This window comes from Pseudoalteromonas obscura (genome assembly GCF_030135505.1).
Lineage (GTDB): Bacteria > Pseudomonadota > Gammaproteobacteria > Enterobacterales > Alteromonadaceae > Pseudoalteromonas > Pseudoalteromonas obscura.
In genome coordinates, this window is record NZ_JASJUT010000003.1 from 657,473 (window position 1) to 680,919 (window position 23,447).

General features: G+C 41.4%; 19 protein-coding genes. 12 read left to right on the top strand and 7 right to left on the bottom strand.

The window, feature by feature from the left end; genetic code table 11:
* The first annotated feature begins 8 nt into the window (after nucleotides 1–8).
* The 5 genes from QNM18_RS10945 to QNM18_RS10965 all read left to right on the top strand — a co-directional run bounded on the left by QNM18_RS10945 (nucleotide 9) and on the right by QNM18_RS10965 (nucleotide 4,524).
* Nucleotides 9–476, top strand: coding sequence for a GNAT family N-acetyltransferase (locus QNM18_RS10945; protein WP_284137213.1), 468 nt, complete (start codon nucleotides 9–11; stop codon nucleotides 474–476).
* Between the two features lie 467 nt (nucleotides 477–943).
* Entirely contained in the window at nucleotides 944–1,525 is a 582-nt protein-coding gene (locus QNM18_RS10950; protein WP_284137214.1) for an NAD(P)H-dependent oxidoreductase, read from the top strand.
* Nucleotides 1,526–1,652: 127 nt separating this feature from the next.
* Nucleotides 1,653–2,195, top strand: coding sequence for a GNAT family N-acetyltransferase (locus tag QNM18_RS10955; protein ID WP_211010657.1), 543 nt, complete (start codon nucleotides 1,653–1,655; stop codon nucleotides 2,193–2,195).
* A 456-nt stretch (nucleotides 2,196–2,651) separates the two neighbouring features.
* Nucleotides 2,652–3,245 (top strand): GIN domain-containing protein, encoded by a 594-nt coding sequence (locus tag QNM18_RS10960; RefSeq protein ID WP_284137215.1) that lies wholly within the window; start codon nucleotides 2,652–2,654, stop codon nucleotides 3,243–3,245.
* A gap of 22 nt (nucleotides 3,246–3,267) precedes the next feature.
* Nucleotides 3,268–4,524, top strand: a complete 1,257-nt coding sequence (locus QNM18_RS10965; protein ID WP_284137216.1) for an amidohydrolase family protein — start codon at nucleotides 3,268–3,270, stop codon at nucleotides 4,522–4,524.
* Nucleotides 4,525–4,844: 320 nt separating this feature from the next.
* On the opposite strand, the gene QNM18_RS10970 is transcribed toward QNM18_RS10965, so the two are convergent.
* The gene (locus QNM18_RS10970) at nucleotides 4,845–6,173 is read right to left on the bottom strand and encodes a hypothetical protein (protein ID WP_284137217.1); all 1,329 of its coding nucleotides are present in this window, start codon (nucleotides 6,171–6,173) and stop codon (nucleotides 4,845–4,847) included.
* Nucleotides 6,174–6,275: 102 nt separating this feature from the next.
* Entirely contained in the window at nucleotides 6,276–7,094 is an 819-nt protein-coding gene (locus QNM18_RS10975) for a substrate-binding periplasmic protein (protein ID WP_284137218.1), read from the bottom strand.
* 241 nt (nucleotides 7,095–7,335) lie between these two features.
* On the opposite strand from QNM18_RS10975, the gene QNM18_RS10980 reads away from it, so the two are divergent.
* Nucleotides 7,336–9,840 carry a M1 family aminopeptidase gene (locus QNM18_RS10980; protein ID WP_284137219.1) on the top strand — a complete coding sequence of 835 codons (2,505 nt, stop codon included), beginning with the start codon at nucleotides 7,336–7,338 and terminating at the stop codon, nucleotides 9,838–9,840.
* 56 nt (nucleotides 9,841–9,896) lie between these two features.
* Here the strand turns inward: QNM18_RS10980 and QNM18_RS10985 are convergent, their stop codons facing one another.
* Together QNM18_RS10985 and QNM18_RS10990 are read right to left on the bottom strand one after the other, a co-directional pair.
* Nucleotides 9,897–10,505 carry a glutathione S-transferase family protein gene (locus tag QNM18_RS10985; protein WP_284137220.1) on the bottom strand — a complete coding sequence of 203 codons (609 nt, stop codon included), beginning with the start codon at nucleotides 10,503–10,505 and terminating at the stop codon, nucleotides 9,897–9,899.
* Nucleotides 10,506–10,540: 35 nt separating this feature from the next.
* Entirely contained in the window at nucleotides 10,541–11,215 is a 675-nt protein-coding gene (locus QNM18_RS10990) for a type 1 glutamine amidotransferase domain-containing protein (protein ID WP_284137221.1), read from the bottom strand.
* A 146-nt stretch (nucleotides 11,216–11,361) separates the two neighbouring features.
* On the opposite strand from QNM18_RS10990, the gene QNM18_RS10995 reads away from it, so the two are divergent.
* Complete coding sequence (locus QNM18_RS10995; RefSeq protein WP_284137222.1) at nucleotides 11,362–12,237, top strand: LysR family transcriptional regulator; 876 nt, start codon at nucleotides 11,362–11,364, stop codon at nucleotides 12,235–12,237.
* Nucleotides 12,238–12,411: 174 nt separating this feature from the next.
* Here the strand turns inward: QNM18_RS10995 and gloA2 are convergent, their stop codons facing one another.
* Nucleotides 12,412–12,798 carry an SMU1112c/YaeR family gloxylase I-like metalloprotein gene (gene gloA2 / locus QNM18_RS11000; protein ID WP_211010645.1) on the bottom strand — a complete coding sequence of 129 codons (387 nt, stop codon included), beginning with the start codon at nucleotides 12,796–12,798 and terminating at the stop codon, nucleotides 12,412–12,414.
* 305 nt (nucleotides 12,799–13,103) lie between these two features.
* On the opposite strand from gloA2, the gene QNM18_RS11005 reads away from it, so the two are divergent.
* Nucleotides 13,104–15,338, top strand: coding sequence for a M14 family zinc carboxypeptidase (locus QNM18_RS11005; protein ID WP_284137223.1), 2,235 nt, complete (start codon nucleotides 13,104–13,106; stop codon nucleotides 15,336–15,338).
* A 352-nt stretch (nucleotides 15,339–15,690) separates the two neighbouring features.
* Entirely contained in the window at nucleotides 15,691–17,706 is a 2,016-nt protein-coding gene (locus tag QNM18_RS11010) for a tetratricopeptide repeat-containing sensor histidine kinase (RefSeq protein ID WP_284137224.1), read from the top strand.
* A gap of 155 nt (nucleotides 17,707–17,861) precedes the next feature.
* Here the strand turns inward: QNM18_RS11010 and QNM18_RS11015 are convergent, their stop codons facing one another.
* On the bottom strand, nucleotides 17,862–19,022 hold the full coding sequence (locus QNM18_RS11015) for an alpha/beta hydrolase-fold protein (RefSeq protein WP_284137225.1): 1,161 nt from the start codon (nucleotides 19,020–19,022) through the stop codon (nucleotides 17,862–17,864).
* Nucleotides 19,023–19,769: 747 nt separating this feature from the next.
* Here QNM18_RS11015 and QNM18_RS11020 point away from each other — a divergent pair.
* Both QNM18_RS11020 and QNM18_RS11025 read left to right on the top strand, forming a co-directional pair.
* The gene (locus QNM18_RS11020; RefSeq protein ID WP_284137226.1) at nucleotides 19,770–20,612 is read left to right on the top strand and encodes a hypothetical protein; all 843 of its coding nucleotides are present in this window, start codon (nucleotides 19,770–19,772) and stop codon (nucleotides 20,610–20,612) included.
* Nucleotides 20,613–20,766: 154 nt separating this feature from the next.
* Nucleotides 20,767–21,246, top strand: a complete 480-nt coding sequence (locus QNM18_RS11025; protein WP_211010638.1) for a hypothetical protein — start codon at nucleotides 20,767–20,769, stop codon at nucleotides 21,244–21,246.
* Nucleotides 21,247–21,308: 62 nt separating this feature from the next.
* On the opposite strand, the gene QNM18_RS11030 is transcribed toward QNM18_RS11025, so the two are convergent.
* Nucleotides 21,309–22,196: a LysR family transcriptional regulator gene (locus QNM18_RS11030; protein ID WP_284137227.1), complete on the bottom strand. Its 888-nt coding sequence runs from the start codon at nucleotides 22,194–22,196 to the stop codon at nucleotides 21,309–21,311.
* Between the two features lie 100 nt (nucleotides 22,197–22,296).
* On the opposite strand from QNM18_RS11030, the gene QNM18_RS11035 reads away from it, so the two are divergent.
* Complete coding sequence (locus QNM18_RS11035) at nucleotides 22,297–23,403, top strand: FAD-dependent monooxygenase (RefSeq protein ID WP_284137228.1); 1,107 nt, start codon at nucleotides 22,297–22,299, stop codon at nucleotides 23,401–23,403.
* Nucleotides 23,404–23,447: the final 44 nt, after the last annotated feature.

Sequence of the window (23,447 nt, forward strand, 5' to 3'; positions counted from 1 at the left end):
AAAGTTATATGAAAAACGATGTAATAATAAGACAGGCCAATGACGATGACAGGGCTTTTATTTTTGAGCTTTCACCTTCTTTAGCTGAGGTTGCCAAATTAGATTGGCATACTGACGAAGCGATTCAAAAAATGCAAGATGATTACATTACACAAATGCTCTCAAAGACATCGGTTCCAAATATCACTTTAGTTGCTGAGGTTAACAATATGCCTCAAGGTTTTGTACATGTGCGAACGCACCAAGATGGCATTACAGGCGAAACATGCGGTACCGTTCCACTGCTCGCTGTATCTCCTAATTCTCAAGGGCTGGGTCTTGGGAAGCTATTAATGGCCAGTGCCGAAGAGTGGGCCAAAAGCCAAGGGTGTCGCTTATTACATCTCGAAGTATTTGCCAATAATCTAAAAGCCAACCAGTTTTATGAAAATTTAGGTTTTAAGCCTGAAATGTTACATATGATTAAAAGTATATAAGGTCGTTATCGACCTTCATGTTTTGGGCGGTGTTGCCCTGCTAGATGGAGATCCCTTTCAATCACTCTGGCAAAATGGGACATAAGCTACACAAGACCTAAAACCTGTTGGTGTGTAGAGCAGCTACGAAAACCACAGACACACAATGCGCAATGACAACTTTGAATTGAAGGCAAACTCGATACTTCGATTACCCATTGTCATGTGGCCCATTAGATCTTCGCAGCGTTAATATCGCCTCTTTCGATGAGTCGCATTTGTTTTCAAAATTAATACAGATTGCACTTGCTATGTATCACAACGCTGTGGATACTAATGACGCATTGGGATTATTGCTAATAAAGGATAATGCCATAATCAGCCCACAAAGAGACACTCGCCGCCAACGCTCAACCATGCCATAACGGTCTGTGTTTCATGGCAGGCGAAAAGTCTGTCCCAACCGTCAAGTGCACAAGGAGGCATTGGTGAATTGTTTAGTTGTTTTAGCCCACCCACTGGAAAACAGTTTATGTAAACACTTAGCCGAAAAAACAATCAAACGCTTAGAGTCCAAAGGCTACACCGTCACTGTTAAGGATCTCTATCAAGAAAAGTTTGATCCTGTGTTGACCAAAGGAGAGCGCGAAAGCTACTACCAAAGCCAGTTTGACCAATCACAAATCGAATTGGATATTGCTCAGCTTAAACAAGCTGAGTCATTAGTTTTGATTTTCCCCACCTGGTGGTTTAGTTTTCCCGCAATTCTAAAAGGATGGTTTGACCGCATATGGGCACCAGGGCATGCTTATGAACATGCTTCCGATTATGGACCGATAAAACAATCCCTGACCAACCTAAAGGAAATGACAGTTATCACTACTCTTGGCTCTCCTTGGTGGGTGGACTTTTTTATCTTAAGAAAACCTGTAAAAAAAGTTCTAAAAATCGCGTTGCTTGGCGCCTGTGCAAAAAACTGTAATTTCAAAATGCTGTCACTGTACAAAAGCGAAAGCCTTACAGAAGCTAAAATTGCCAAGTTTGTAAAGAAAATAGAAGCTAGGTTATAAATCACACAAAATTTAGATATTATAAGAAGAGATGGACTCTTGGCCCAAAATAAGGCTTTCGTACCTATCCAGTAACCTGAATAAGTTTATATCCTACAAAGTAGCTAGGTGTATAAAAGGTGTTTAGATGTCTTCCATAGAAATAACAACTCACAACTTCATTATTCGCCCTTTTGAACGAAAAGACTTGGTGAAATTTGCGAACTACCGAGCATCAGAATCAGTCGCTAGATACCAGAGCTGGGCAGATTACACCTATCAAGATGCGATTAAGCTATTTGAGAGTATGGATTACGCCACTTTTGGCGCTGCTGGACAATGGTATCAATTAGCTATTTCAGATAAGAGTAATGATGCCATAGTTGGAGATCTCGCTATTCATTTCATTGATGCTGAACAAGTTGAAATTGGTTTTACTGTCGCACCTGAATTTCAAGGTAAAAATGTGGCGACAGAAGCGATCTCTGGCCTAATAAACTATCTGTTCGGCTGTTTAGGTAAGCACAGAATCATTGCTACGACCGATACAAGAAATATTGCTTCTTATAAGTTACTCGAGAAGATGGGCTTTCGTCGAGAAGGCCACTTTATAAAAAATATATTCTTTAAAGGTGAATGGAGTGATGAATACCAATATGCCTTGCTACGTTCAGAGTCAAAAATTATATAACAAAGCATTGGGAAAAGGTCACAGACAGATGATGCATACACAATTTACAGGCAGATTAAACTTGGCTTAGCAGTCGAACTGCTAATGCTTTATCAAGAATTTCAACTAGAGAGAAGTGCACACGCGACAGCCCTTAATATGAATGAGCCTTTACCTGCCAGATTTGATTTTTATGGTTGCATCAAACGAGACATTGAATAACTGCGGTGTGCCAAAAGCGGTCATTGGGTAGATATAAGTCAATGATTCTGATTTCATTAATTTCAGCACAAAAATTATGCTGCCTTAACCAGTTTAATCAGCACAATTGGTTACTTTCTTAATCACCACTCAATCTCATAAACTACTGCTTTTTAGACAAATGACAAATGTCATGTTTTTTCATGACATTACTCCATTACTTACATCTAGCGTTTTCTCAATAATACCCACATCAATAAAGCGCTAGGGGCTAATATGTATCACTCACTATCTATTGTTTTAATCTTATTCACCACTATTTTGTCAGGCTGTACCAACTTTATCTGTCAGCAAGAAATAAGAGAAGTCAAAGATTTTGACAGTATTGTTGTTGGTGGACTTGCTGATGTCTTTATCACTCAATCCGATCATCAACAAATCAAAGTATTCGCCCGTGGCATACCCATAACAGATGTAATCACACACATTGAAAATGGCACCTTAACCGTGACCACCCAAGGCTACCACAGTGGTGAGTCGGTAAAAGTTTACGTGTCATACAAAAAATTAAAAAACATTAAAACCTCAGGTTCTGCCACATTAACAGGCGAAAACCAATTGATCGCAGACCAAATCTCTATTGAGACCACAGGATCCGGCGATATCACAAGCTTATCCTTAACTGCCAAACAACTCAGTGTACAAATTAACGACACTGCTAACGCGAATCTTGTCGTTCAAGTAGAAAACTCAAACATAGAAATGAATGACGCTGGTGACCTTGATATCCGTGGAGTGGCCAAACTACAGCAACTGCGTTCGAACGGCTCCAGAGGTACTTTGAACAACACCAAATTAAAATTTAATTAAGACCAATAGCCGGAGAAAAGTTATGAAAAAGCTCTTTGCATATCTGTTAGTATTTTTAATTATTTCTGGTTTAGCGTTGGTGCTAGCGTATAAACACGACCTGTACACTTGGGAAAAACCGCAACAAAATATGTGGATACAAGGCGGCACTTTATTTGACGCCACCTCAGAATTTGCAACAAGCAACCCGGGCATATTGGTAGCTGATGGTAAAATCGCTTGTCTTGGAGAAAGTTGTAATGTTACGGAAACAACTTTGATAATTGACGCCACGGGAAAGTCAATTATGCCTGGTCTAATTGATTTGCATGGCCACTTCTTTGGGGGGAAAGAGCAATCCAAACATGACAACATGCTAAATACAATTTGGGCTCAACTTCGCTTTTTACCCAGTGTTAGACAAGACCTAATCCAAGCTGGCGTAACCAGTTATCGCTCGCTTGGAGACATAGCGCCAGCCATCTTTGATTTAAAAAAGTCATTGTCTCAAGATAAATTAGCTGGTCCTCGATTATTTGTCGCGGGCCCAATTTTTACCGTTGCAGGTGGTCACCCCACCCAACGTAAAGACATTCCAGCCTGGGTACTAAAACAAATGACTTTTCAGTCAGATTCACCAGAGCAGATCACGACACAAATCGAACAGTTAATGTCACAAGGGATTGACGGTATTAAGGTTGTTTATCAAGGTCACACCGACAGCGTTAATGATATTGAAATGCCTCGAATGTCTCGGGAAACACTGGCTACTATCACCTCGCTTGCAGAAAAGAATGGCCTTTGGGTCGCGGCGCACACAGGTGGTCAAAACGAAACAATCGAAGCAATTAACACTGGGGTGACAAGTGTTGAACACGGTATTCGACATGGAAACATCATTCGCCAAGAAACTCTTGATGCTGTTACAAACAATCAAGTGACTTATGTTCCCACGCTCGCCCGAGAGCCAAAGGGTCACTTAAACATCCCACACTTGGCACAATCTGATGTCATGTTAGGAGTTGGCACTGATTCACCGGTAAAAGTACAAGGTCAATACAGTTATCATATGGAATTAAAACGTTTAGTTGATGCTGGTTTAAGTGATACTCAAGCCGTTATCGCCGCGACAAGAAATGGCGCAATAGCCCTTAAACAGTCAAAGCAACTTGGAACCATTGAACAGGGAAAACTTGCCGATATCCTCATAATAAATGGCTATCCGTGGGATAATATTAGGGATATAGAGAAAATCGACACCGTCATAATCAACGGCCGTATCGGGTATTCCATTAACTAAGCTGACGGAGACAGACTTGTCGTTCTTGATTACATTAGCAAATTACAAAGACACCAGAACCATAAAATACCGTGAGAGGAGTTAAGCCTCTCACCCTACATTAATCTTATATTTTTAAGCTTATTTTTTGGCTACTTGTACTATTTTCGGTTGCGGTGTCGAAGCGGTTATTATGAGATTGGGCTGCGCCTATTACTACTCATTTTATCGACTACCCTAGGCCGCTTACATCTGCCTCTAAGGTAAAGTCTAAGCTTGTTCACCTAAACTGCAAGATCAGGTATGAGCCACTACACTTGTTACGTCTTTACAACGCTATGCTACACATGCTCACTCCCTGATTTCCTAGAAAGCTCAATCTCCCTTAACTCGGAGTCAAACCCAGACTCAAAATGCCACTTGAAGCTTTCACGTATTTCATCTCGAAGCTGCTGTTGCTTTACCGCTGAGTTATCTTTGTTTGCATCAATTTGCTCTGCGAGGTTATCAATTGTCGTCTTCCTAGTGTCGTCATTCACCTCAATCCACTGCTGCCAAACATCAGCTCTGTCAGATGCATCAACGTCACGTAATAACTGTGCAGCCTCATTTAGAAAATCAGCACCGTGGGTTTTATGCAAAGCTAATATATCCGCCATCATGCTCTGGCGCTGCTCATCAGAGTCCGTATTATAGGCGTAATAAAGCTTAACAAGGTGCTTGTCCTCACTATCTTGGTTTTTACTCGCATGATAAAAAGACGTAAATTCCAGTTTGTCCGATTGCGCGCCGAACAGCTCAAAGAGCGCATCTGTCTGCTCACTCGGCTCACTGAGTAAGTTAAAAAAAGCACCTTTATCATGCCTCGACGAGAGTGCGGCCATATCGAGTATGCCGCGAGTAGCTAGGTAGCTGCGCCCCTCTATGTTTTGGCCCAGCATAGTTAGCTCATCCGTTGTTAGCTGCTGTGCAGCTTCAGTTAAACGCTTAACCATTTGTGCACCGACTTGGTCATCGGTCACAAAGCCTTCCGTGGGGTGCTCATAATCAGGCTTATACAACCGCTTATTCTCAGTTGTACCCCACATAGTCCCCGGCGGATAGCGCTTGCTCACAGACCTTTCAAGTAACTCTTGCTCGCCAATATCAAGTAATTGCTTGGTCAAGCCTAGCGTTGTATTTAGTTTGTCATCCGATAACGCCGCCAATCCATGTATGTAGTCAATAATTTGCTCTGGCATATAGTTTTGATTTAGCACTTGATCTTTATGAAGTGAAAACGCGCTATCAATTACCGTTTCGATTTGTTGCGTTGTAAGCTTATCAGTGAGATCTAAAAATGATTCATCAACAGGTAAATAACGCAATTTGTCTTGGTGTTCCATAGACACGCTCTCAAATACTGCCATAAATTCATTGACCTGTTCTGGAGAGTTAAGTTTGCTATAGCCAATAAGCTGCCCTTCACCATTGACTTTAGCGGCACCGACTAGGTCAGCCGAATTCGCAAGACGTTTAGATGCAGCCAGCAGTGGGTGCATTTTTTTTGACTCTGGCGACAACGATATAGTATCGAGACTTGCCTCGCCCTCATTTGAAGGTCGCCTAGGTTGCTTGGGAGTATACGCGAGTGAATAAACAGCCATTTGGCTGTTCGAAGTTACTTTCATACTTATCCTTATAATCCAGTTATTTCTCGATATCGGCAGGTAGGCTCAGAGCTTAAGGTGGGGAGCAAGATTAATTGCGCTAAATCAATTTTTTAAGGGAGTTCAATTGCTGTCTTCAATCGACTCACTGGGGTCCGTCAAAACACCTGACCATTTTTGTTTAATGTGTTTTAAGGTGCCATTTTTTGAGATCCGCTGGCGGCCTAGATCAAATTGTTTCAATAATTTTTTCGCCATTGGATTGGCATAATAAGCAGCGATAAACTCTTTGTTGCTGTCAAACATAGGTAATTTAGTGAATTCTGCTTCAAGGTTATGCCGTTGCAATACAATGTCCCATATGCCTTCATACCCAGCAAATCCATGAACCCGGTTACTCTTAAGCATTTCAAATCCTTGAATGATTTTACCAACATCATACTTTTTTATACCTGTTGCCGCTTCCCATTGAGCGCCGTAATTAAACCCGCGCATTTGTGCAATGGTTTTTCCGTTCAAAGTATCCAATGAATTCCAAACAAATGACTGTTCTTTTAAAACATAAACGCGGTAATAGACCGTATTCACGTACTCTTTAGAGTACTTATATATTTTTAGGCGCTCTTCGCTAATGCTCACAGGAAAAATTAAATCAACTCGCCCACTCTCAAGGTAAGTTAATGCCCTCGCCCAAGGTACGACCCAAAGTTCAACAGTGTACCCCATCTCGTGAAAACTTTCGCGTACAACATCCCATGCAAACCCTTGAAAGTTAGGGCTATCTTCACCTGGTGCGACACGCGCTACATGTGTGTCACCCTGATCTAAAAAGCCAAATGGAGGATAATCTGGAAGAGTTATAACAGACACGGTTTTAGCTGCATGACAAGCATAACCAAAAAATAAACATATCAGGATAAATGCTCGTAACAACAGGGCCATTTTGCCGCCTATAAAAATGTCTCTCCTATTGAGCTTAGTTAAGTTCGAAACATCTGACAAAACAAATATGACCGTATTACTATAATTTCACCTTTTTTACCTAGCATATTTGGGGCCATGTTCTCAATTAAAAACTAGATAATATGTGCGACTTGAATACAGGCTCTGTATTATGCTGGCAAACACAGTACCTTCTTTTTCTATTTGGAAGGCCCAAATAAAAAACCTCAATGGGAAGTATATGAATCTTACGCAAATTGGTTATGTAGTTGTCTTATGCATGAGTTTATGGCTAGGTGCAGCCTATGCTGCAGAGCACCGCTTGCCACAGCATTTATCACTGCAACAACAAATAGTGCATTTAGAGTTGGACCCTAATAAGGTTACACTTATAGGTTCTACAACGCTTGAGTTTAAGTTAGAAAAGCCCAGCCAAATACTGGCTTATCATAGTAAAAACCTGAATATCAAAGAAGTGCAACTTATTTATCAAGGTAAGCACTGGTCACTCCCCGTCACCTCCCCCAACCGATATGAAATTATTGAGCATGAATTACCTCTAGTGGTGGAAAGTTCTGCGCAATTACATATTGTCTATAGCGCACAGTATTCCCAACATGTTGAAGGGGTTTTTCAGGTTAAAGGTAACCAAGGCAACAATTATTTACTATCCCAATTCCAATCCATGGAAGCACGCAGAGTTTTTCCAACGTTGGACGAGCCAGATAAAAAGACACAATTTACTTTTCACATTACTACGCCCAAAACTTATTCAGTACTACACAATACAAACGTAAGGTCGGTTGAACTCAGAGATAACATGAAGGTCTCGGAGTTTTCTACCACACCTCGTATGAACACAGATATTCTTACATTGGCCGTTGGAAAGTTTAAAACCCAAGCCTTTCCTAACACTAGTTTGAACACCAAGGTGTATAGCCCAGCTGGCAATCAAGTATCACTACCTGACTACTTCAGCAGTACAATAGAAGGCGCTCTCTCATTTCTTGAGCAATATTTAGCAAAGCCCTTTCCATTTAAACGATTGGACTTTGTTATCGGTAACTTCGGCAGTGTCGCAGCAATGGAAAACTTGGGTTTAATATCTTTAAATGAAAATCAAATTCCACAGCCAAACGCATCAATCCATGCACATTGCCAATTTAGAAAATTGCTTGCCCACGAAGTCGCACATAGCTGGTTTGGCAATGACATTACGATGGCATGGTACGATGATTACTGGCTCAATGAATCGTTCACCGAGTTTATTGCGGCCAAGGTGACTGAATCTCTTTACCCGAATGACGCTGCTTGTACCCATATTCCACAAGCAAAAGCGTTTTATGATGACAACAGCCATGCTTTACCGCTTATATTTGACGTTAAAAACCGCGAAGATACATTAGCCTATGGGCAATTGCACTACACCAAGGGCAGAGCAATCCTAGAAATGCTCGAACAAGCCGCTGGTGAGTCTGCTTTTCAGAAACACATTCAGCAATATGTACTTTCCTTCGCTGGTGGTAATGTCAGTACAACACAGTTTTCTGAATTGTTTAAAGCACGTCATTTACAACGCTTTATTGCTAGTTTTACACAAAGTACTGGCTTCCCTCTTATTTCTGTCTCTAAAAACAAACAACATTTAGTGTTTGAACAGCAAGATTGGTTAAACAGAGAAAATCAATTTTGGACTGTCCCACTGACCATCAAACTTTGGGATGGACGTAACATTTCTCAGCGTAAACTCACACTAGAAGGTGATCAGGAAACACTGTCAATCACACCCCAAACTAAAGCGGTGTTCATCGATGCTGGTGGCGTCGGATATTTTCGCTATGTGGACAATACTGGGCTCGAAGAGTTTCCGTTTTCAAAATTGAACGCCTCTGAGCAGGCATCCTTTAGAGATAATCAACAAGCACTTGCTATAACTGGGTACATCAATTATATGGATTATATTCAAGGTATTGTAAAAGAGTTAAACCAACTCGATATTGATACCTCTGAAGCAAATGAGCTCATTGGTAAACTACTTGACGCATTTTTGGAGCACGCACAACTCGGCAGCCAAGAAAAACTCGCCGACTACTTGAATAGGCATATAAAACACAAACTCGATTGGTCAGATATTCTCGCTCAACCATTTGGAGGGGATACACTTAAGCTATTCGGTCTATATTTAAAAAGACCTACTGCCATTGCTGCCGCATTGCACCATTATAAAAAACCGCACAGTCAATCACACGCATACTTTTCAGATATGGTATCCGTATTGGCAAACAGTGCCACAAAGTCAGAATATAAGCAGCTGATAAAACAGTTTAAGCAGATGCCCAGCTCTGTCAAAAACGATATGCTCTCCGCACTTGGCTATGTAAGTAGTGAAGAAAACGTTGCACTCTATTATGACCTGTTACTCAGTGATGCCACGCAAGGTATGGTAATAGACTATCGTTTTCAGTACCCAATTTTTAATCCTGCGCTTAGGCTAGCCAGTGCAAAACAAATAAAAAAGCGTGAATCAGAAATTTTTAAACGGGTTGCTCAATCTGCCCTGCAATGGTTTCCTTATAACTTTTTATTGGCCTGTTCAAGTGCTCAAAAGCACGCTGTTGAACAGTTATTTCTCGACTGGCAACACATCGAAGGGATCAAAGGAAAACTAGACATCGTGAAAGATAATATCGATCAATGTACACAAAGATCGCAAAAGATCAGTAATAGTATCTCTGCTGCAAACTAAACCCTAAAAAGAGCTGGGACCAGCTCTTTTATTTACCTTATATCTAGCCAAAATACCTAACCAAACTCGCGTGCTTTTTTATAGGCAGTTCGCTCCTGAATGCGAGCAAGATATGATTGGATATTAGGCCTGTTTTCCAACAGTCCTAAACTGCCCGCTATCTCTAAAGATATCGCCATCATGATATCTGCCGCGCTAAATATAGCGCCAGCGAAATACGTGCGCTGCGCAAGTATTGAATCGATATAGCTCAAATCTAAATTCAGTTCCTTGGTTATATATCCATCTAGAGGCGCATCTCCAGATCGAGTTTCCATTTGCATTAACAAATGGGTGATCACAGGCAGCCCAAGCGACCCTTCAGCAAAATGCATCCACTCCAAATACGCATAATATTCACTACTTTGTTTGTCTGGGCGCAGGTGGTTTTGCGTACTCTGGTCAAGAATGTACTCCAATATAGCCCCAGACTCGCAAATTATATGGCCGTTGTGCTCAATAATTGGAGCCTTATTCAGAGGGTGGATCTTGCCAAGACTAGCAGGAGCCAGTTTAGTGGTTTCATCTCTCAGGTGTTGAACCACATGATATGACATGCTCAGCTCTTCCAATAACCAAATAACGCGTGTTGAGCGGGATGCATTTAAATGGTGAACGGTTATCATTAACTAATTCCCTATCTATACCTGCATACGCTAACCTAGCGTGCAATTTTGCTCACTAATAACTCGCCAACAGCATGCGCACTGGCAGGGTTTTGCCCAGTGATAAGCCTATCATCTTCGATTACGAAGCTCTGCCAAGGTTGTACTTTGTTAAACTGAGCAGCCTTTCGCGTTAAAGACTCCTCAAGCAAAAAAGGAATGTCTTCAATGGTGCCAAAGTCCACTTCTTCCTCTCGCGTAAAAGACGTGACTTTTTTATCCGCTAACAATAACTCGCCAGAACTCAAAGTAATTGGCAAGAGCGCAGCAGGCCCATGACATACAGCAGCTATGATGCCGCCACTTTCATAATGCTTGGCCGCCAGTGAAGCCATCACCTTATCCTCGGCAAGATCATTTAGTAAACCAAAACCACCGGGGTAGAAAATAGCGGCATAGGATTCAATGTCGAGTTTAGAAATGACCTGCGTATTGTTCACTTTATCCATGAAATCAGGATTTGAGAGTACGTCAGAATTAACTTGATCATCTTCAATATCAGTACCATATAGTGGCACTTCGCCACCAGCGAGGGATGCTATGTCAAACCCGATATTGTGAGCATTTAGAATAGCGACAACATGTGTTAACTCAGGCGCATAGGTACCATTTGGCTGCTCTGTGCTACCTAACGTAGGGTGATTTGTTACAGGGATCAAAACTTTTTTCATCTTAATTGACCTTTGGCTTTTGTTATCTCGATAAGTACTTTATATTTTTTCTATATAAATGATAATTAGCTAAATTGGTTAAACTCTTTTGCTAATTAGCAATAATAGTAGACACTCATGAATACGTGGTAAGAAGTGGAGTCCAAATGGATAGTTTTGAGGGTATCTTTGAGTTTGTCGCAGTTGCAGAAAGCGGCGGGTTTTCCTCTGCTGCCAAAGTACTAAATTGCAGTACAAGTCATATAAGTCGGCAAGTTGCTCGATTAGAGCAACGACTTGGGTGTAGTTTATTTGCACGTACAACAAGGCAGATAAACCTCACAGAAAATGGGACATTTTACTATCAACAAAGCAAACAACTGATCACAGGTTTACAGCAAGCAAACGAGCAATTAGCACAGCAACAATTTAACCTCAGTGGCACACTCAGAGTAAGCGCAGCAGGTGGATTTGCTGAAAACTATATTGCACCAGCCCTTATGGAGTTTGCAAAACTGCACCCCGAGCTATCTATCGACATTGATTTCAACAGTCGCATGGTCAATTTTGTTGAAGATGGTATAGACTTCGCTATTCGCTATGGTGAACTCAATGACTCAAATCTGATCGCACGTAAACTGGTGAGCCGTTCAATGATGGCAGTGGCCAGCCCAGCCTATTTAAAAGAGTATGGCACCCCTACTCACCCCTTGCAGTTAAAACAACACAACTGCGTAATTACAAACAACGATAACTGGGTATTTCAAATTGATGATACTAAACACACAATAAAGGTGAAAGGCAATTGGCGCAGCAATAATGCCAATGTGGTTGTGTCTGCCTGTGCCGCAGGATTAGGTATTGCCTATATGCCACAGCGCACATTTGATAGTGCAATATCAGAGCGCACGCTCATACCCGTACTGGCGCCTTTTTGGAGTTCCGGCGCCACCAGCTGGATAGTCTATCAAAATCGTCAATTTCAGCCCCTTAGGACACGGCTTGCAATTGAATTCTTGCTCAAGTACTTTGAGCATTATTAAGGTCTTGAGCTTTTATAGTCGCATACTCTCATGTGAGCGTCATATTCTGGGCAATGTTTGCCAGAGCACTGTGACCACTTAAAACACGGCTTTAGATTCAGTCAATATAAACCGCTCTCCCATTTCGATTATTTGATCCGTTAGGTAGCGACTAAGCAAATTCTGTATTTGTCACTAGGTCACTTCATAGAGTTCTAGTGGCAATCCATCCGGATCTTGGAAAAATGTAAACTTTTTACCTGTGTACTCATCTACTCTAACAGGCTCTGTAGACACTCCCTGTTCATGCAGATCTAAAATTGCGGCTTCAATATCGACTACTTTAAATGCGAGGTGACGAAGCCCTGCTGCTTCTGGCCTACTGGGTCGCTCTGGTGGTTCAGGGAAAGAAAAAAGCTCAATTTGGCTGCCATCTTCCAACGCTAAATCAAGCTTATATGAATCTCTTTCCTGCCGATAGTTTTCAGCAACTATAGTGAAACCAAGTACTTCGGTGTAAAACGCTTTGGACCTTTTATAATCTGAACATATAACCGCCACGTGATGAAAGCCATTCAACATATTATCTACCGCCTAATGAAAGTTTATAGTTAGTGTTACGCTATCATTGGATATGATAGTAAAGGTAGACCTCACTGAAAAAACAACAAGCTCAAGCCAATCTTATTATAAATCTTTTAATATAAATAAAAAGCAAAAAGCAACGCACGCACCAAAAATAAAAATATACATTAATTACATCAACTTACACTTTCAAAACTCAACTGAAGCAGAGAAATAAAAAATAGAACAAAATATATACTTAACGAGAAAAGTATGAAAGTATGGGTAATGAGAGTTAAAAGATAAATATAAAAGGACATTGAATGAATAAAAACATAATAAAGGCAAGCATTTTATCAGCACTCAGTATAGTTACTTCAAGTGCTTACACTCACAACGAAAAAACACCCGAACAATTTTTAAACCAGCAAGAAAACCAATCAGCCTATTTACTTTACTTTAATAGCCCAGAGCAAAAAGCTCATTATTCTGGGCTATACCATGAAAAAATAATTGATGCATCGCACAATGCATTTAAACTTTCATTAAACAAGAAGGAATATAATACTATACTTCAGACCGGAGTGATTATTGTCGAGCAAATTATAGCAAAACCTTTCGCCGCACCGACTCTGCCAAAAGCAATGAAAAGTATGTCCGCAACGCCTACATCAGGCGCTGAAGTATTGACTTCAATTCCAAATTTCCCTTGTTATCCAACCGTAGAAGAAACACATAAACGAGCTCAACAGCTCGCCGAAAAATACCCGGATTTTGTTGAACTAAAATCCATAGGCCCATCTTGGGAAAAAAGCCAAAGTATAGGCGGCTACGACTTAACCGTCTTGGTGCTGAAAAACAAAAAACGTAATAAAAATAAACAACTTCCGGCTCTATTTATGCAAAGTGTATTACATGCAAGAGAGTACACCCCAGGAGCAACAACCCTGCGCCTCGCTGAGCACCTGTTAGAAAATAGAACGACGGACGCCGACATTCATTGGATTTTAAATCAAAGAGAGATCCACATTCTTCTGATTGCCAACCCAGATGGACGTAAATATGCCGAGCAGGGTCTGCTATGGCGCAAGAATACCAATACAAGCTATTGTGCACAAAGCGAGCAAGACCGTGGTGTTGACCTAAATCGAAATTTTGACTTCGCTTGGGCGGCAACTTCAGGATCGACAGATGAACAATGCGCCAGTACATTCCATGGCCCAGTTCCCGCCTCTGAGCCTGAAACACAAGCTATTCAAGCTTATGTCAAAGCATTATTTGGAGACAACCGTGGTGACTCACTCACTGATGCTGCGCCATTAGATACTCCGGGCGTATTTATTGATATTCATAGCTTCAGCCGTTTTGTTATGTGGCCTTGGTCACACGACACGACGCCACCACCAAACGCGGCCGGATTGTCTATGTTAGGTCATAGAATGGCAGCTTATAACGATTACCTAGCGCTACAAATCAGTGAACAATTTAATGCCGGTGGTTCAGCTGACGGCTACGCATATGGCGAGTTAGGCGTGGCGGCTTATACGTTTGAACTCGGTTCAACCTTCTTCGAGAATTGCTCTAATTTCGAAGGGGAGATTTTACCCAATAACCTTCAGGCACTTATTTACGCTGCGAAAGTAGCGAAAAAACCATATAAGCTCTCAGGTGGACCACAAATTGTAGATTTCAGGTTAGAAGGCGCTGGGGAAACAGCTGTACCGGCAGGAACCCCGATAAACCTTATTGCTGACGTACATGATGATGCATTTGGCCCATCCCTATCTGGTGTTGCACCACCGAGCCAGGCTATCAAAAAAGTAAGGCTAACCGTCAGAAAACAAGGAGAAGGCCGGATCCAACGCCTCATACTTCCCCCCGCTGACGGCATTTATGATTCCCCACGAGAAAAGATTAACTATGCCCTAGATACAAGTGATTGGGATGATGGCCGCTACACGATCATTATTAAAGCGCAAGATACGACAGGGCAATGGGGCGTAAAATACGCCAAGTATTTGACCATTGATGATGATGCCAGTGAGCAAAACCGAGCGCCGATAGCTAACTTCACACCAAATTGCACATTTGGTGCGTGTAAATTTGACGCTTCCAACAGCACCGATGACAAAGCAGGCTTAAAATACCGCTGGTACATAAGCAATGACGCAACTCAGTTTGAGTACTTTGGTAAACAAATAGAGTTTGTCAATCGACGAGCGGGCACCTACAAAATTGCATTGGAGGTAGAAGATGCCAACGGAGTACGCGCCAACAAAGAGGTGACTATGGACTTACCGGGCACAGTTCCTCCCGTTGCGAAGTTAACCTATCAGTGTAACGGCTTGACCTGCGAGTTTGACTCGTCAGGATCAACTGATGCTGATGGCCAAATCGTTAGGCGTTTATGGCGCATTGGCTCAGATGATAGATTTGCAGATGGTGACGTAAAGGTCACACGCACCTTCCCTGCCCCGGGTGATTATTTCGTTAGTGTTGTCGTACTCGATAACCATGGTGAATATGGCCAGGTTATTGAAACTATCACTGTTAAATAAAACAAGCTTAACCCAAGGCAGCACATTAACTTGTGCTGTCAAATTTCACTGTTAAACATTACCCTGCTGCCATTTATATTTTAAAAATAAAAAACAGGCATTTACCACCTCTATATACTAAAAACCCACGAACCAGTAAAAAATCAATTAAAAGAACCATTAAATATAAAATTAAAAACCACCACTCACAACATCACCAACTCAAATTAAATAAACCCCCTCAAAACAAGCTCGTTAAATATTAATATAATTATAAAAAACCTCCTTTATATTTTTATTTAAATTTACCAATGCGTATATCCAATTTACTGCTATGCTTATTTTTTTAGCAGTTTAAAGAGAGACGACGTTGATGTTGTTACGTTGTACAATTTTGATAGTCCTGTTTTTTAGCACAGCAGCCTTGGCAGCACCTTTCAACGAAGATGAATTTGAACAGCTCAGAACTGAAATACGCAGTGCATCTTCGCAATCTCCTTTTCAAGCAATCATTACTACTGAAGAACTCCTGATCAGGCATAGTGGAAAGCTCACCACTCGACAAAAAATACGTTTACTGTACGGTAAAGCTTGGTTTCAGATTCAAACTGACGATATTCACGGCGCTATTTCAACTTTGTCGCAGTGTAAAAAAATGAGTATTGACGTCTCAGATCCAACGATCCTATTTAGCTACCATAGCCTTACAGCCGGTGCATTAACTCGTATGGGGCTATATGAGAGAGCACTGGAAAGTTATCTAGAAAGCTACAAACTAGCCGCCTTGATGGACACTGAATTGTTCTTGCGTCAAACCGAAAACAATATCGGCAATGTCTACCTCAAGCTCGGTCGATTTGAGGACGCAAAAACCTACTTTCAACGCTTTTATCAAGATGCAAAAGCAAGAGATCTGCCGCAACAGATGGGCGTCGGCTTAAATAATCTAGGCGAAGCTTATTTTGGTTTGGAGCAATACCAAAAAGCCTTAGCACTGCATTTAGAAAGCTTAAACCTCAGAGAACAACATAACCTGACTTACCATAGTTCGTGGTCTCACCATAATTTAGGTAAAACCTACCTTGCACTTGAAGAGCTTGAATTAGCAGGGCAACACTTAGCAGCTGCAATTAAGATCCGCCAACAAAGCAATGCAATTGCCGACAGTATCGGACCACAAATTGACGCAATTAAAATCAAGATAATGCAAAAGTCATATCGTGATGTTGAGTCTCAGCTTAGGAAAATAATTGCGTTGAGTGACGAGCACTCTCGACTTCAAGAGGAAACCCAAGCATATCAATTGCTAGTAGATTATTTTAAACAGGTCCAAGATTGGAAAAGTGCACTTGAAACTTCTAAGCCCCTGATGCAAAGCAAGTTTGACTATTTACAAGGGCAAGCTGAAATAGGCGTTGCCTTTTACTCCGCACAAATGAATCTAGCAATTAAAGAGCGAGATATTGCCAAGCTAACGCAGGAAAATGTTTTGCACCAGATAAATACTCAAGCTGCGAGAGAGCAGCTCATTGTTGTATTGATAGCCGCAGCCATCATTACACTGCTCACCGTGTTCTTTGTTCGCAGGATCAAGTCAAAGAACCAAACACTCACTGAAACTCTAGAAAACCTCAAAGCGACACAAAAGCAGCTGTTGGAGTCAGAGAAAATGTCAGCCATGACAACGCTAGTTTCAGGAATGGCTCATCAAATAAATACGCCGTTGGGCTTGGTGGTCACCTCTGCATCATGTCTTGAAGACAAACTAAAAGAAATACGCGAACTACTCACGGTTAAAAAACTCAGCGCTAGTCAACTGACCATATTTTTAGAAGAAGCGTCAGAGATGCTTGCAATGACAGCAAACAACTCCACCCGCGCAGCCGATTTGATTGCGCAATTTAAAATGATTGCTGCCAATCTAGATTCCAGTGAAGCCGTTGATTTTGAAGTTTTTGCATACCTTACAGAGCGATGTGAATTGCTCGCCCAAAGCTTTGAGCAGGACATCAACCTCACCGTATTTGGCAACCCGGTACATGCCCATTCTCACCCTGAAATTGTACTAAAAGTTGTCGCTCAATTGGTTAACAACTCCTGCGCACATGGTTTTACAGCCCGATCCCCAGGAAAAATTAACATCGATGTTGAGGAAGAGGATGAATACGTGGTAATCACCTACCAAGATAATGGTATTGGGATCAGCGAAGAAGATCAGCTGCATATGTTTGACCCTTTTTACACCAGTCAATTGGGCCAAGGGAAACTGGGGTTAGGCTTAAATATTGCGTACAACTCAGTCGTTCAAATCCTAAAAGGGGAAATAAGCTATGAGCATCAATCAAGTGGTGCGAAGTTTATAGTGCGCTTTCCTAAAAAACTGCAATGACTATGGTGTCGGAGGCTGGTTTCGTAAACCTAGCCCCATTACCTCAAATCAAATTGACACTCTAGCGCTGATTTAATCGGCTGAACCCCAACTTGAACATGGGAGTACCCTTTTCATCAGTCAGTTATGCACTAGAGAGATGCGGTGCTTAAAAGTTACAACTGCAACAGTGACTTTAAACGCGTTTGTCGACTTTTATAAACATCAAACCCGCTGTCTCCTTCGTTTGCAAGTGTCAAAGCAATATTGACTTGCTCCAACGCATTGGAGAATTGTTTTGCTTGCTCATAGCCATATGCCAAACCATTATACGCATCTGCATTTTTCGGGTATAAAGCGATGTTGTACTTAAATATTTCAATCGCAGTTTTAAAGGCTTGTTTTTCAACTAATCCGTAAGCCAGTTCGCGTAGTACCCACTCTTGAGGCTGTATCTGCTCACCGCGCTGCAAAGATACTTTCAGATAATAGTCTTTGATGCTGCTCACACCATTTACTAACGCTTTATTTGGCATAACTAACGGTAAAAAAAGTGTGTGGTACGCATTAAATGCACCTGCTGCAGAGGTCATAGCATGCGGTACGTCGTTAAAGGTATTTAATACGAGTTTTAAATCTGAAGGTTTGTTTTTTTGTATATGGACAGATAAGTCGTCATAAACTCTTCGCATGGATAGATGCTCTGAGCCAATATTCATATATAGATAATTATTATACGACGATACAGATGACACAAATTGCTTCACTTTTTTCTTGGTTGTCTGATCTGCCCACCATACAGCCGGACTATAAGCTATATGCCCTTGAAAAAGGTGAGGTCTAGAATGAAAGCTATGCAAAACGAGTAAGCCACCAATTGAAGCTCCCGAAAACACCTTGAAGTCGTGGACACGGTAAGACTGATTGACGTAAGGGATAAGCTCTTTTTCAATAAAGTCTAAAAACTTGTCTCCACCACCGCCCGCGCCAACAGGTCCTCTCGGATCGTAATTAACTGTCGGCGTTAGATCTCGTGTTCTGTCAGTATTTTCAATTGCAACTATGATCACTTCAGGTGCAGATCCAGATTGGTATAGCTTGTTCAACATTGCAGATTCAATCGCCATGCTCTCTTTACCATCAAGACGATAAATCACCGGATATTTTTGATCTGTGTTATTTAAGTATGAGTTAGGTAGTTGAATTGTCACAGTCCGTTGCTCATTGAGGAGCTTGGAGTTAATCGTTCTGGTTTGTTGATGTTGCTCATGAGCTAACGCAGAACCACAGCCCGATAACAAAGTTAATAATATCCCTAACATGTACTTATGAAGCATATGTATTCCTTATTTATTTTTAATCATTATTATAATACTTAAAGCATGTTCTACTCCCATATTAACTGAGTTGAAGGGTGCTGAGAATAGGGTTTGCTTCACTTCAAAATTTCAGAGATTTTACTACTGAACAAAATAGCGAAAATACGAAGAAAACCGACATACACTTTTTTTAAAAATGACTCTACCCACTCATATTCCCCAACTCTTTGTTATAGAGTGCGACCTCCAGTAGGTTCTACACAATGCTAAATCAATAAAATACAGACATAAAACCACCAAGTGGGTGCCAATTAATTTTACTAGAATATTTCCACTCATTTTGATCGAACCCATTCTTTTTGTGATTTAGTAACCTTATGTAGTCAACTTATCTGATCCACGTCTTTTAAATGTAAAAACGACTTCCTGAACCACACTCAATAACCATCTGATTTTTAATAAAAAACCACCAAAATCACTTGGCGACAATTCCAATTTTTAAAGAGACATCAACAAGGTACCATATACATCAAGGGCTCCCGATATCACTCGGAAACGCCTATAACACAGTTCTAAAAATGCTCAAATGGAATATTTTACAGCTTTTCAGTTGTTACCAGATCAACAACAATATAACCACTCTTGTCAATTTATAAACTTTTGACTTTTATAATAACAAATGCAGCAATTGAGTTCGGCCATCAAATATATTTTTCGTGCTGTTAATTCATTGCGCCAAGCAAACATAAAGAAAGAGTTATCAATATGAAAGAAAGAGCACTATATTTTATCGGTGGCGCGGTAGTTGGATGTATCTGCGTATCTCTGCTGCAACCCTCGCCTATACAAAGCGAATCGCCTAGCGCTATAAACTATGATCCAAGTTTAGATTCACAAATCGTTGAACTGATAAAAGAAAACCAGAGCTTGAATTCAAAAATTCAGGCGCTTGAAAGTGCTTCGCCTACCGCAGTTCGTACTCAAATTGATACTCAGCTCCCTTCTCAGTCATTAGATTATATCGATGAAACTCCTCAAATATCTGAACCAACAGTACCGTCGCCAAAAATACAGGACGAAGCCGTGATCAGTGCGATTGCCAACCAAACAGTTTTACCGGCATCAAGACATATCGCAACACAACTCAATTTAGACAACAGCTCTGAAGAAGCGCTGCAGCAACTACTACAACAAAAAGCAACACAAGATTACCTTGCTTGGAATGCAGGCGCTGGTGAGTCTCATTTAACTCAAGAGCAGATAGCGACGAAGCTTAACAACAATACACAAGAATACCTTCATGCCTTACACACTATCTTAACGCCAGAGCAGCTTGATAATTACGCCCGTATAGAGCAACAGCAAACTGAAATTAAGCTTGAACAAAAGCAGCTGTCACTACGCCAATCATTGGTGGGCCTCGACTTAGATGATTTTCAACAGCAAGAGGTTGCACGGCTTTCTACAGCGCTTTATTCAACGAACAAAGTCGAGCTTGGGAATATGGGCAGTCCCTACGGTATGGATAATATAGAAATAAACAAAGACGTACTCTCTGAAATTAAGTCTTTGTTTACTGAAGAGCAGCTAAAAAAGCTCAATATGTAACACCAATATTGCAACTTGTGCTCAATTATATTTAAAACACTGAATCACAACAGGTTCAGGCTCCGTGCTGTGTCGCTTTACTTGATACACAAAACGGGTCTAACAATAAATCAGAAACTAATTCTGATAACAATAATAAACTTAAGGAAAAAACATGAAATCAATCTTAGCATTAGCTGTTGCAGCTATCGCCTTTACAAGTGCATCTGCCAACGCGCGTCCAAACTGTCCTGGTGGTCAGGGTTATTGGGAAGAAGTTGTGCGCAATGTGCGCGTTTGTGACACAACTCAAGAAACATACACCGTGACATTTAAAGATTGCCAATACCACGGTATTTTAAATCTTGGTCATTTGTGGCATCAGCCTACGTCTTACTTACCACGCACCAAAGTGATATGGGATACAAAGTTTGCCCAATCAAGCTGTCCATCTTCTGAATACAGAAGTGAGTCAACAACTTACTGGTATAACAATAGTTCAGGTCTGCCATCGATCGCTACGGCTAATTACACTGGATGGGTAACTAAAATCTCAGAAAACACACGTACAGAAGAGCGCACTCGCACAGTTGAAACTAACTGCCGTACAGAGCAGCGTGTAACACGTGTATTCCGTTGTGGTTTTGAGCCATAACCTCTTTGGTTAGGCTATAACCTAATATAGGGGCTTGTATACCAGCCCCTATTGCAAATTAACTACGCAAGAGATTTTAATTCAGTTTGAAGGTGTGCTAAAAACACTTTGACCTTTTCCAAAGGATACTTACGACCAGAGTAAAATGCGTTCAAAACGAGATCTTCAGGTTCACGGTCTAACGCTACCTCTACAAGCAAGCCCTGTGCTATCTCACTTTGACATGCATGATAGGGTAAAATTGAAAAGCCGAGCCCTTTCAGTGCAGCCGCTTTTGCCATATTACCACTATTTACCTTGTAACTCGATTTCACTTTTAATAGATAACCCTGCTTGAAGCGCCAAGGCGCTCCCTGCAAAACCGATAATGTCGTGATACAGGGTAAAACAGCCAGCTCATCAAGTGTATTTGGTTTGGTGTGCCTGTTAAGCAAGCTTGGAGCGGCCACAATGCAACTGCGCCAACGCACCAACTCCCTCACCACCCAGCCAGAATCTTCCAAGGCACCGCGACTAAAGCTCAAGACAAGGTCGAAGCCATCTAACAACCCTTCCTTTGGTGCCAACTGAGTGTCACAACTTAGCTGGATCAAGGGATATTGAACACTAAAATTGGCAAGCACTTCAGCCATAAAGGGCAAGTCGGGCGTCATTATTTTTAAATGACCTGATAGGTTATTTCCCTGCTGAGATACAGCTTCTAACGACGCTTGCAAAGACTCTAGTAGTGGGCTTACTGACCGATAGAGCTTTTGACCTGCATCCGTAGCGGTCATTTTTCGTGTCGTTCGCTCAAACAAACGTACATTGAGTTGCTGCTCCAAAAGTGCCACATGCCGGCTCACATTAGATGTCGGCAGCGCTAACTGCTCTGAGGCTAGCTTAAAGCTCGACTGCAAAAATACTGCTTCAAAGCTTAGTAACCATTTTAACTCGACTCTATCTAGCACTATTAACTCATTATTTGGGATTATAAAAACAACAAACCACAATTTATCCCATTATTTTGTTTTGTCAAAATTCAGATGGATTCTTTTGGAGATAAATTAAATGTACGAAAAAAAAATTGCGATTGTAGGCGCTGGTGTTGCCGGCCTAGCGATGTCGATTTTGGCCGCGAAACGCGGGTATTATGTTGAGATTTTTGAAAAGAGAGGCCAAATCTCTGATCTTGGTGCTGGCGTCACTTTGTGGCCCAATGCCATGTTTGTATTGAGTAAAATGGGCTTAACTCAGCAAATTCTACAACGAGGAAATCCCCCAAGATTTGTCCAACAGCTAAATCAACATGGCCATGCCTTAGCACAATTAGATATTGCTCAGCTCAATCAAAGTTGTGGACATAAAAGTGTTACTATTTTACGTAAAGACCTGATGCAAATTTTATATCAGTGTACACAAAGCCTAGATATCCGCTGTAATTTTAATACTCAAATAGGTGACGCAGATATTTCGTTGCTCACAAACAAGTTTGACCTGATTATTGGTGCCGATGGCAGGATGAAATCAAGTATGCGTGCAGTCATATTTGGAGATAAGTCCCGCCCTTCCTTTCAGGGCTTTGTCAATGTGATTGGAATAAGCCCACGTCCACAATGCCTGCATGCTAACACCATCAAAGAATATCGAACAGCAGGCTTGCGTTTTGGTATTGTTCCGGTGAACGATGACTTATGCTATTGGGCTGCGGCTTGGGGGTGTACAATTGATACCACTCGCTCCACTGAAGCTTACGTTGAAGACGCTCAACGTCACTTTGAACAGTGGCCTGCGGCCATAACAACAGTTTTACGCACATATAATATGGGCTCAGTAAAAAGAATATTTGTTCATGACCTCGACCCGCTCCCGCACTGGCACCGAGATAATTTAGTGCTCATCGGTGACGCCGCCCACGCTTCGCTTCCCACTTCTGGTCAAGGGGCTTGTCAAGCACTAGAAGACGCATGGCACCTAACGCAGCAACTTGAATCTCACACTGATATTCAACACGCACTAAGTGCTTTTTATGACATAAGAATCGAAAAGACCACAACAATTCAGCAGATTGGCAGGCAGCTGGCCGAGCAATTTTTTTCAAACCAGCCGCAAGAACCAGTTAGGATGGATGCAAAACAAGTAAGTGCACTTTGGATGCAAGGATTAGAAAATACCTAAGAGATGCTGCACTTAAACAAAGCGCTATATAGGATATGGCGCTT

Coding starts and splice junctions, on each gene's coding strand:
- QNM18_RS10995 (WP_284137222.1), top strand. CDS start 11,362: ATGGATAGTTTTGAGGGTATCTTTGAGTTTGTCGCAGTTGCAGAAAGC.
- QNM18_RS10955 (WP_211010657.1), top strand. CDS start 1,653: ATGTCTTCCATAGAAATAACAACTCACAACTTCATTATTCGCCCTTTT.
- QNM18_RS10970 (WP_284137217.1), bottom strand. CDS start 6,173: ATGAAAGTAACTTCGAACAGCCAAATGGCTGTTTATTCACTCGCGTAT.
- QNM18_RS10960 (WP_284137215.1), top strand. CDS start 2,652: ATGTATCACTCACTATCTATTGTTTTAATCTTATTCACCACTATTTTG.
- QNM18_RS11015 (WP_284137225.1), bottom strand. CDS start 19,022: ATGCTTCATAAGTACATGTTAGGGATATTATTAACTTTGTTATCGGGC.
- QNM18_RS11025 (WP_211010638.1), top strand. CDS start 20,767: ATGAAATCAATCTTAGCATTAGCTGTTGCAGCTATCGCCTTTACAAGT.
- QNM18_RS10965 (WP_284137216.1), top strand. CDS start 3,268: ATGAAAAAGCTCTTTGCATATCTGTTAGTATTTTTAATTATTTCTGGT.
- QNM18_RS10990 (WP_284137221.1), bottom strand. CDS start 11,215: ATGAAAAAAGTTTTGATCCCTGTAACAAATCACCCTACGTTAGGTAGC.
- QNM18_RS11035 (WP_284137228.1), top strand. CDS start 22,297: ATGTACGAAAAAAAAATTGCGATTGTAGGCGCTGGTGTTGCCGGCCTA.
- QNM18_RS10980 (WP_284137219.1), top strand. CDS start 7,336: ATGAATCTTACGCAAATTGGTTATGTAGTTGTCTTATGCATGAGTTTA.
- QNM18_RS11005 (WP_284137223.1), top strand. CDS start 13,104: ATGAATAAAAACATAATAAAGGCAAGCATTTTATCAGCACTCAGTATA.
- QNM18_RS10945 (WP_284137213.1), top strand. CDS start 9: ATGAAAAACGATGTAATAATAAGACAGGCCAATGACGATGACAGGGCT.
- QNM18_RS11020 (WP_284137226.1), top strand. CDS start 19,770: ATGAAAGAAAGAGCACTATATTTTATCGGTGGCGCGGTAGTTGGATGT.
- QNM18_RS10985 (WP_284137220.1), bottom strand. CDS start 10,505: ATGATAACCGTTCACCATTTAAATGCATCCCGCTCAACACGCGTTATT.
- QNM18_RS11010 (WP_284137224.1), top strand. CDS start 15,691: ATGTTGTTACGTTGTACAATTTTGATAGTCCTGTTTTTTAGCACAGCA.
- QNM18_RS10975 (WP_284137218.1), bottom strand. CDS start 7,094: ATGGCCCTGTTGTTACGAGCATTTATCCTGATATGTTTATTTTTTGGT.
- gloA2 (WP_211010645.1), bottom strand. CDS start 12,798: ATGTTGAATGGCTTTCATCACGTGGCGGTTATATGTTCAGATTATAAA.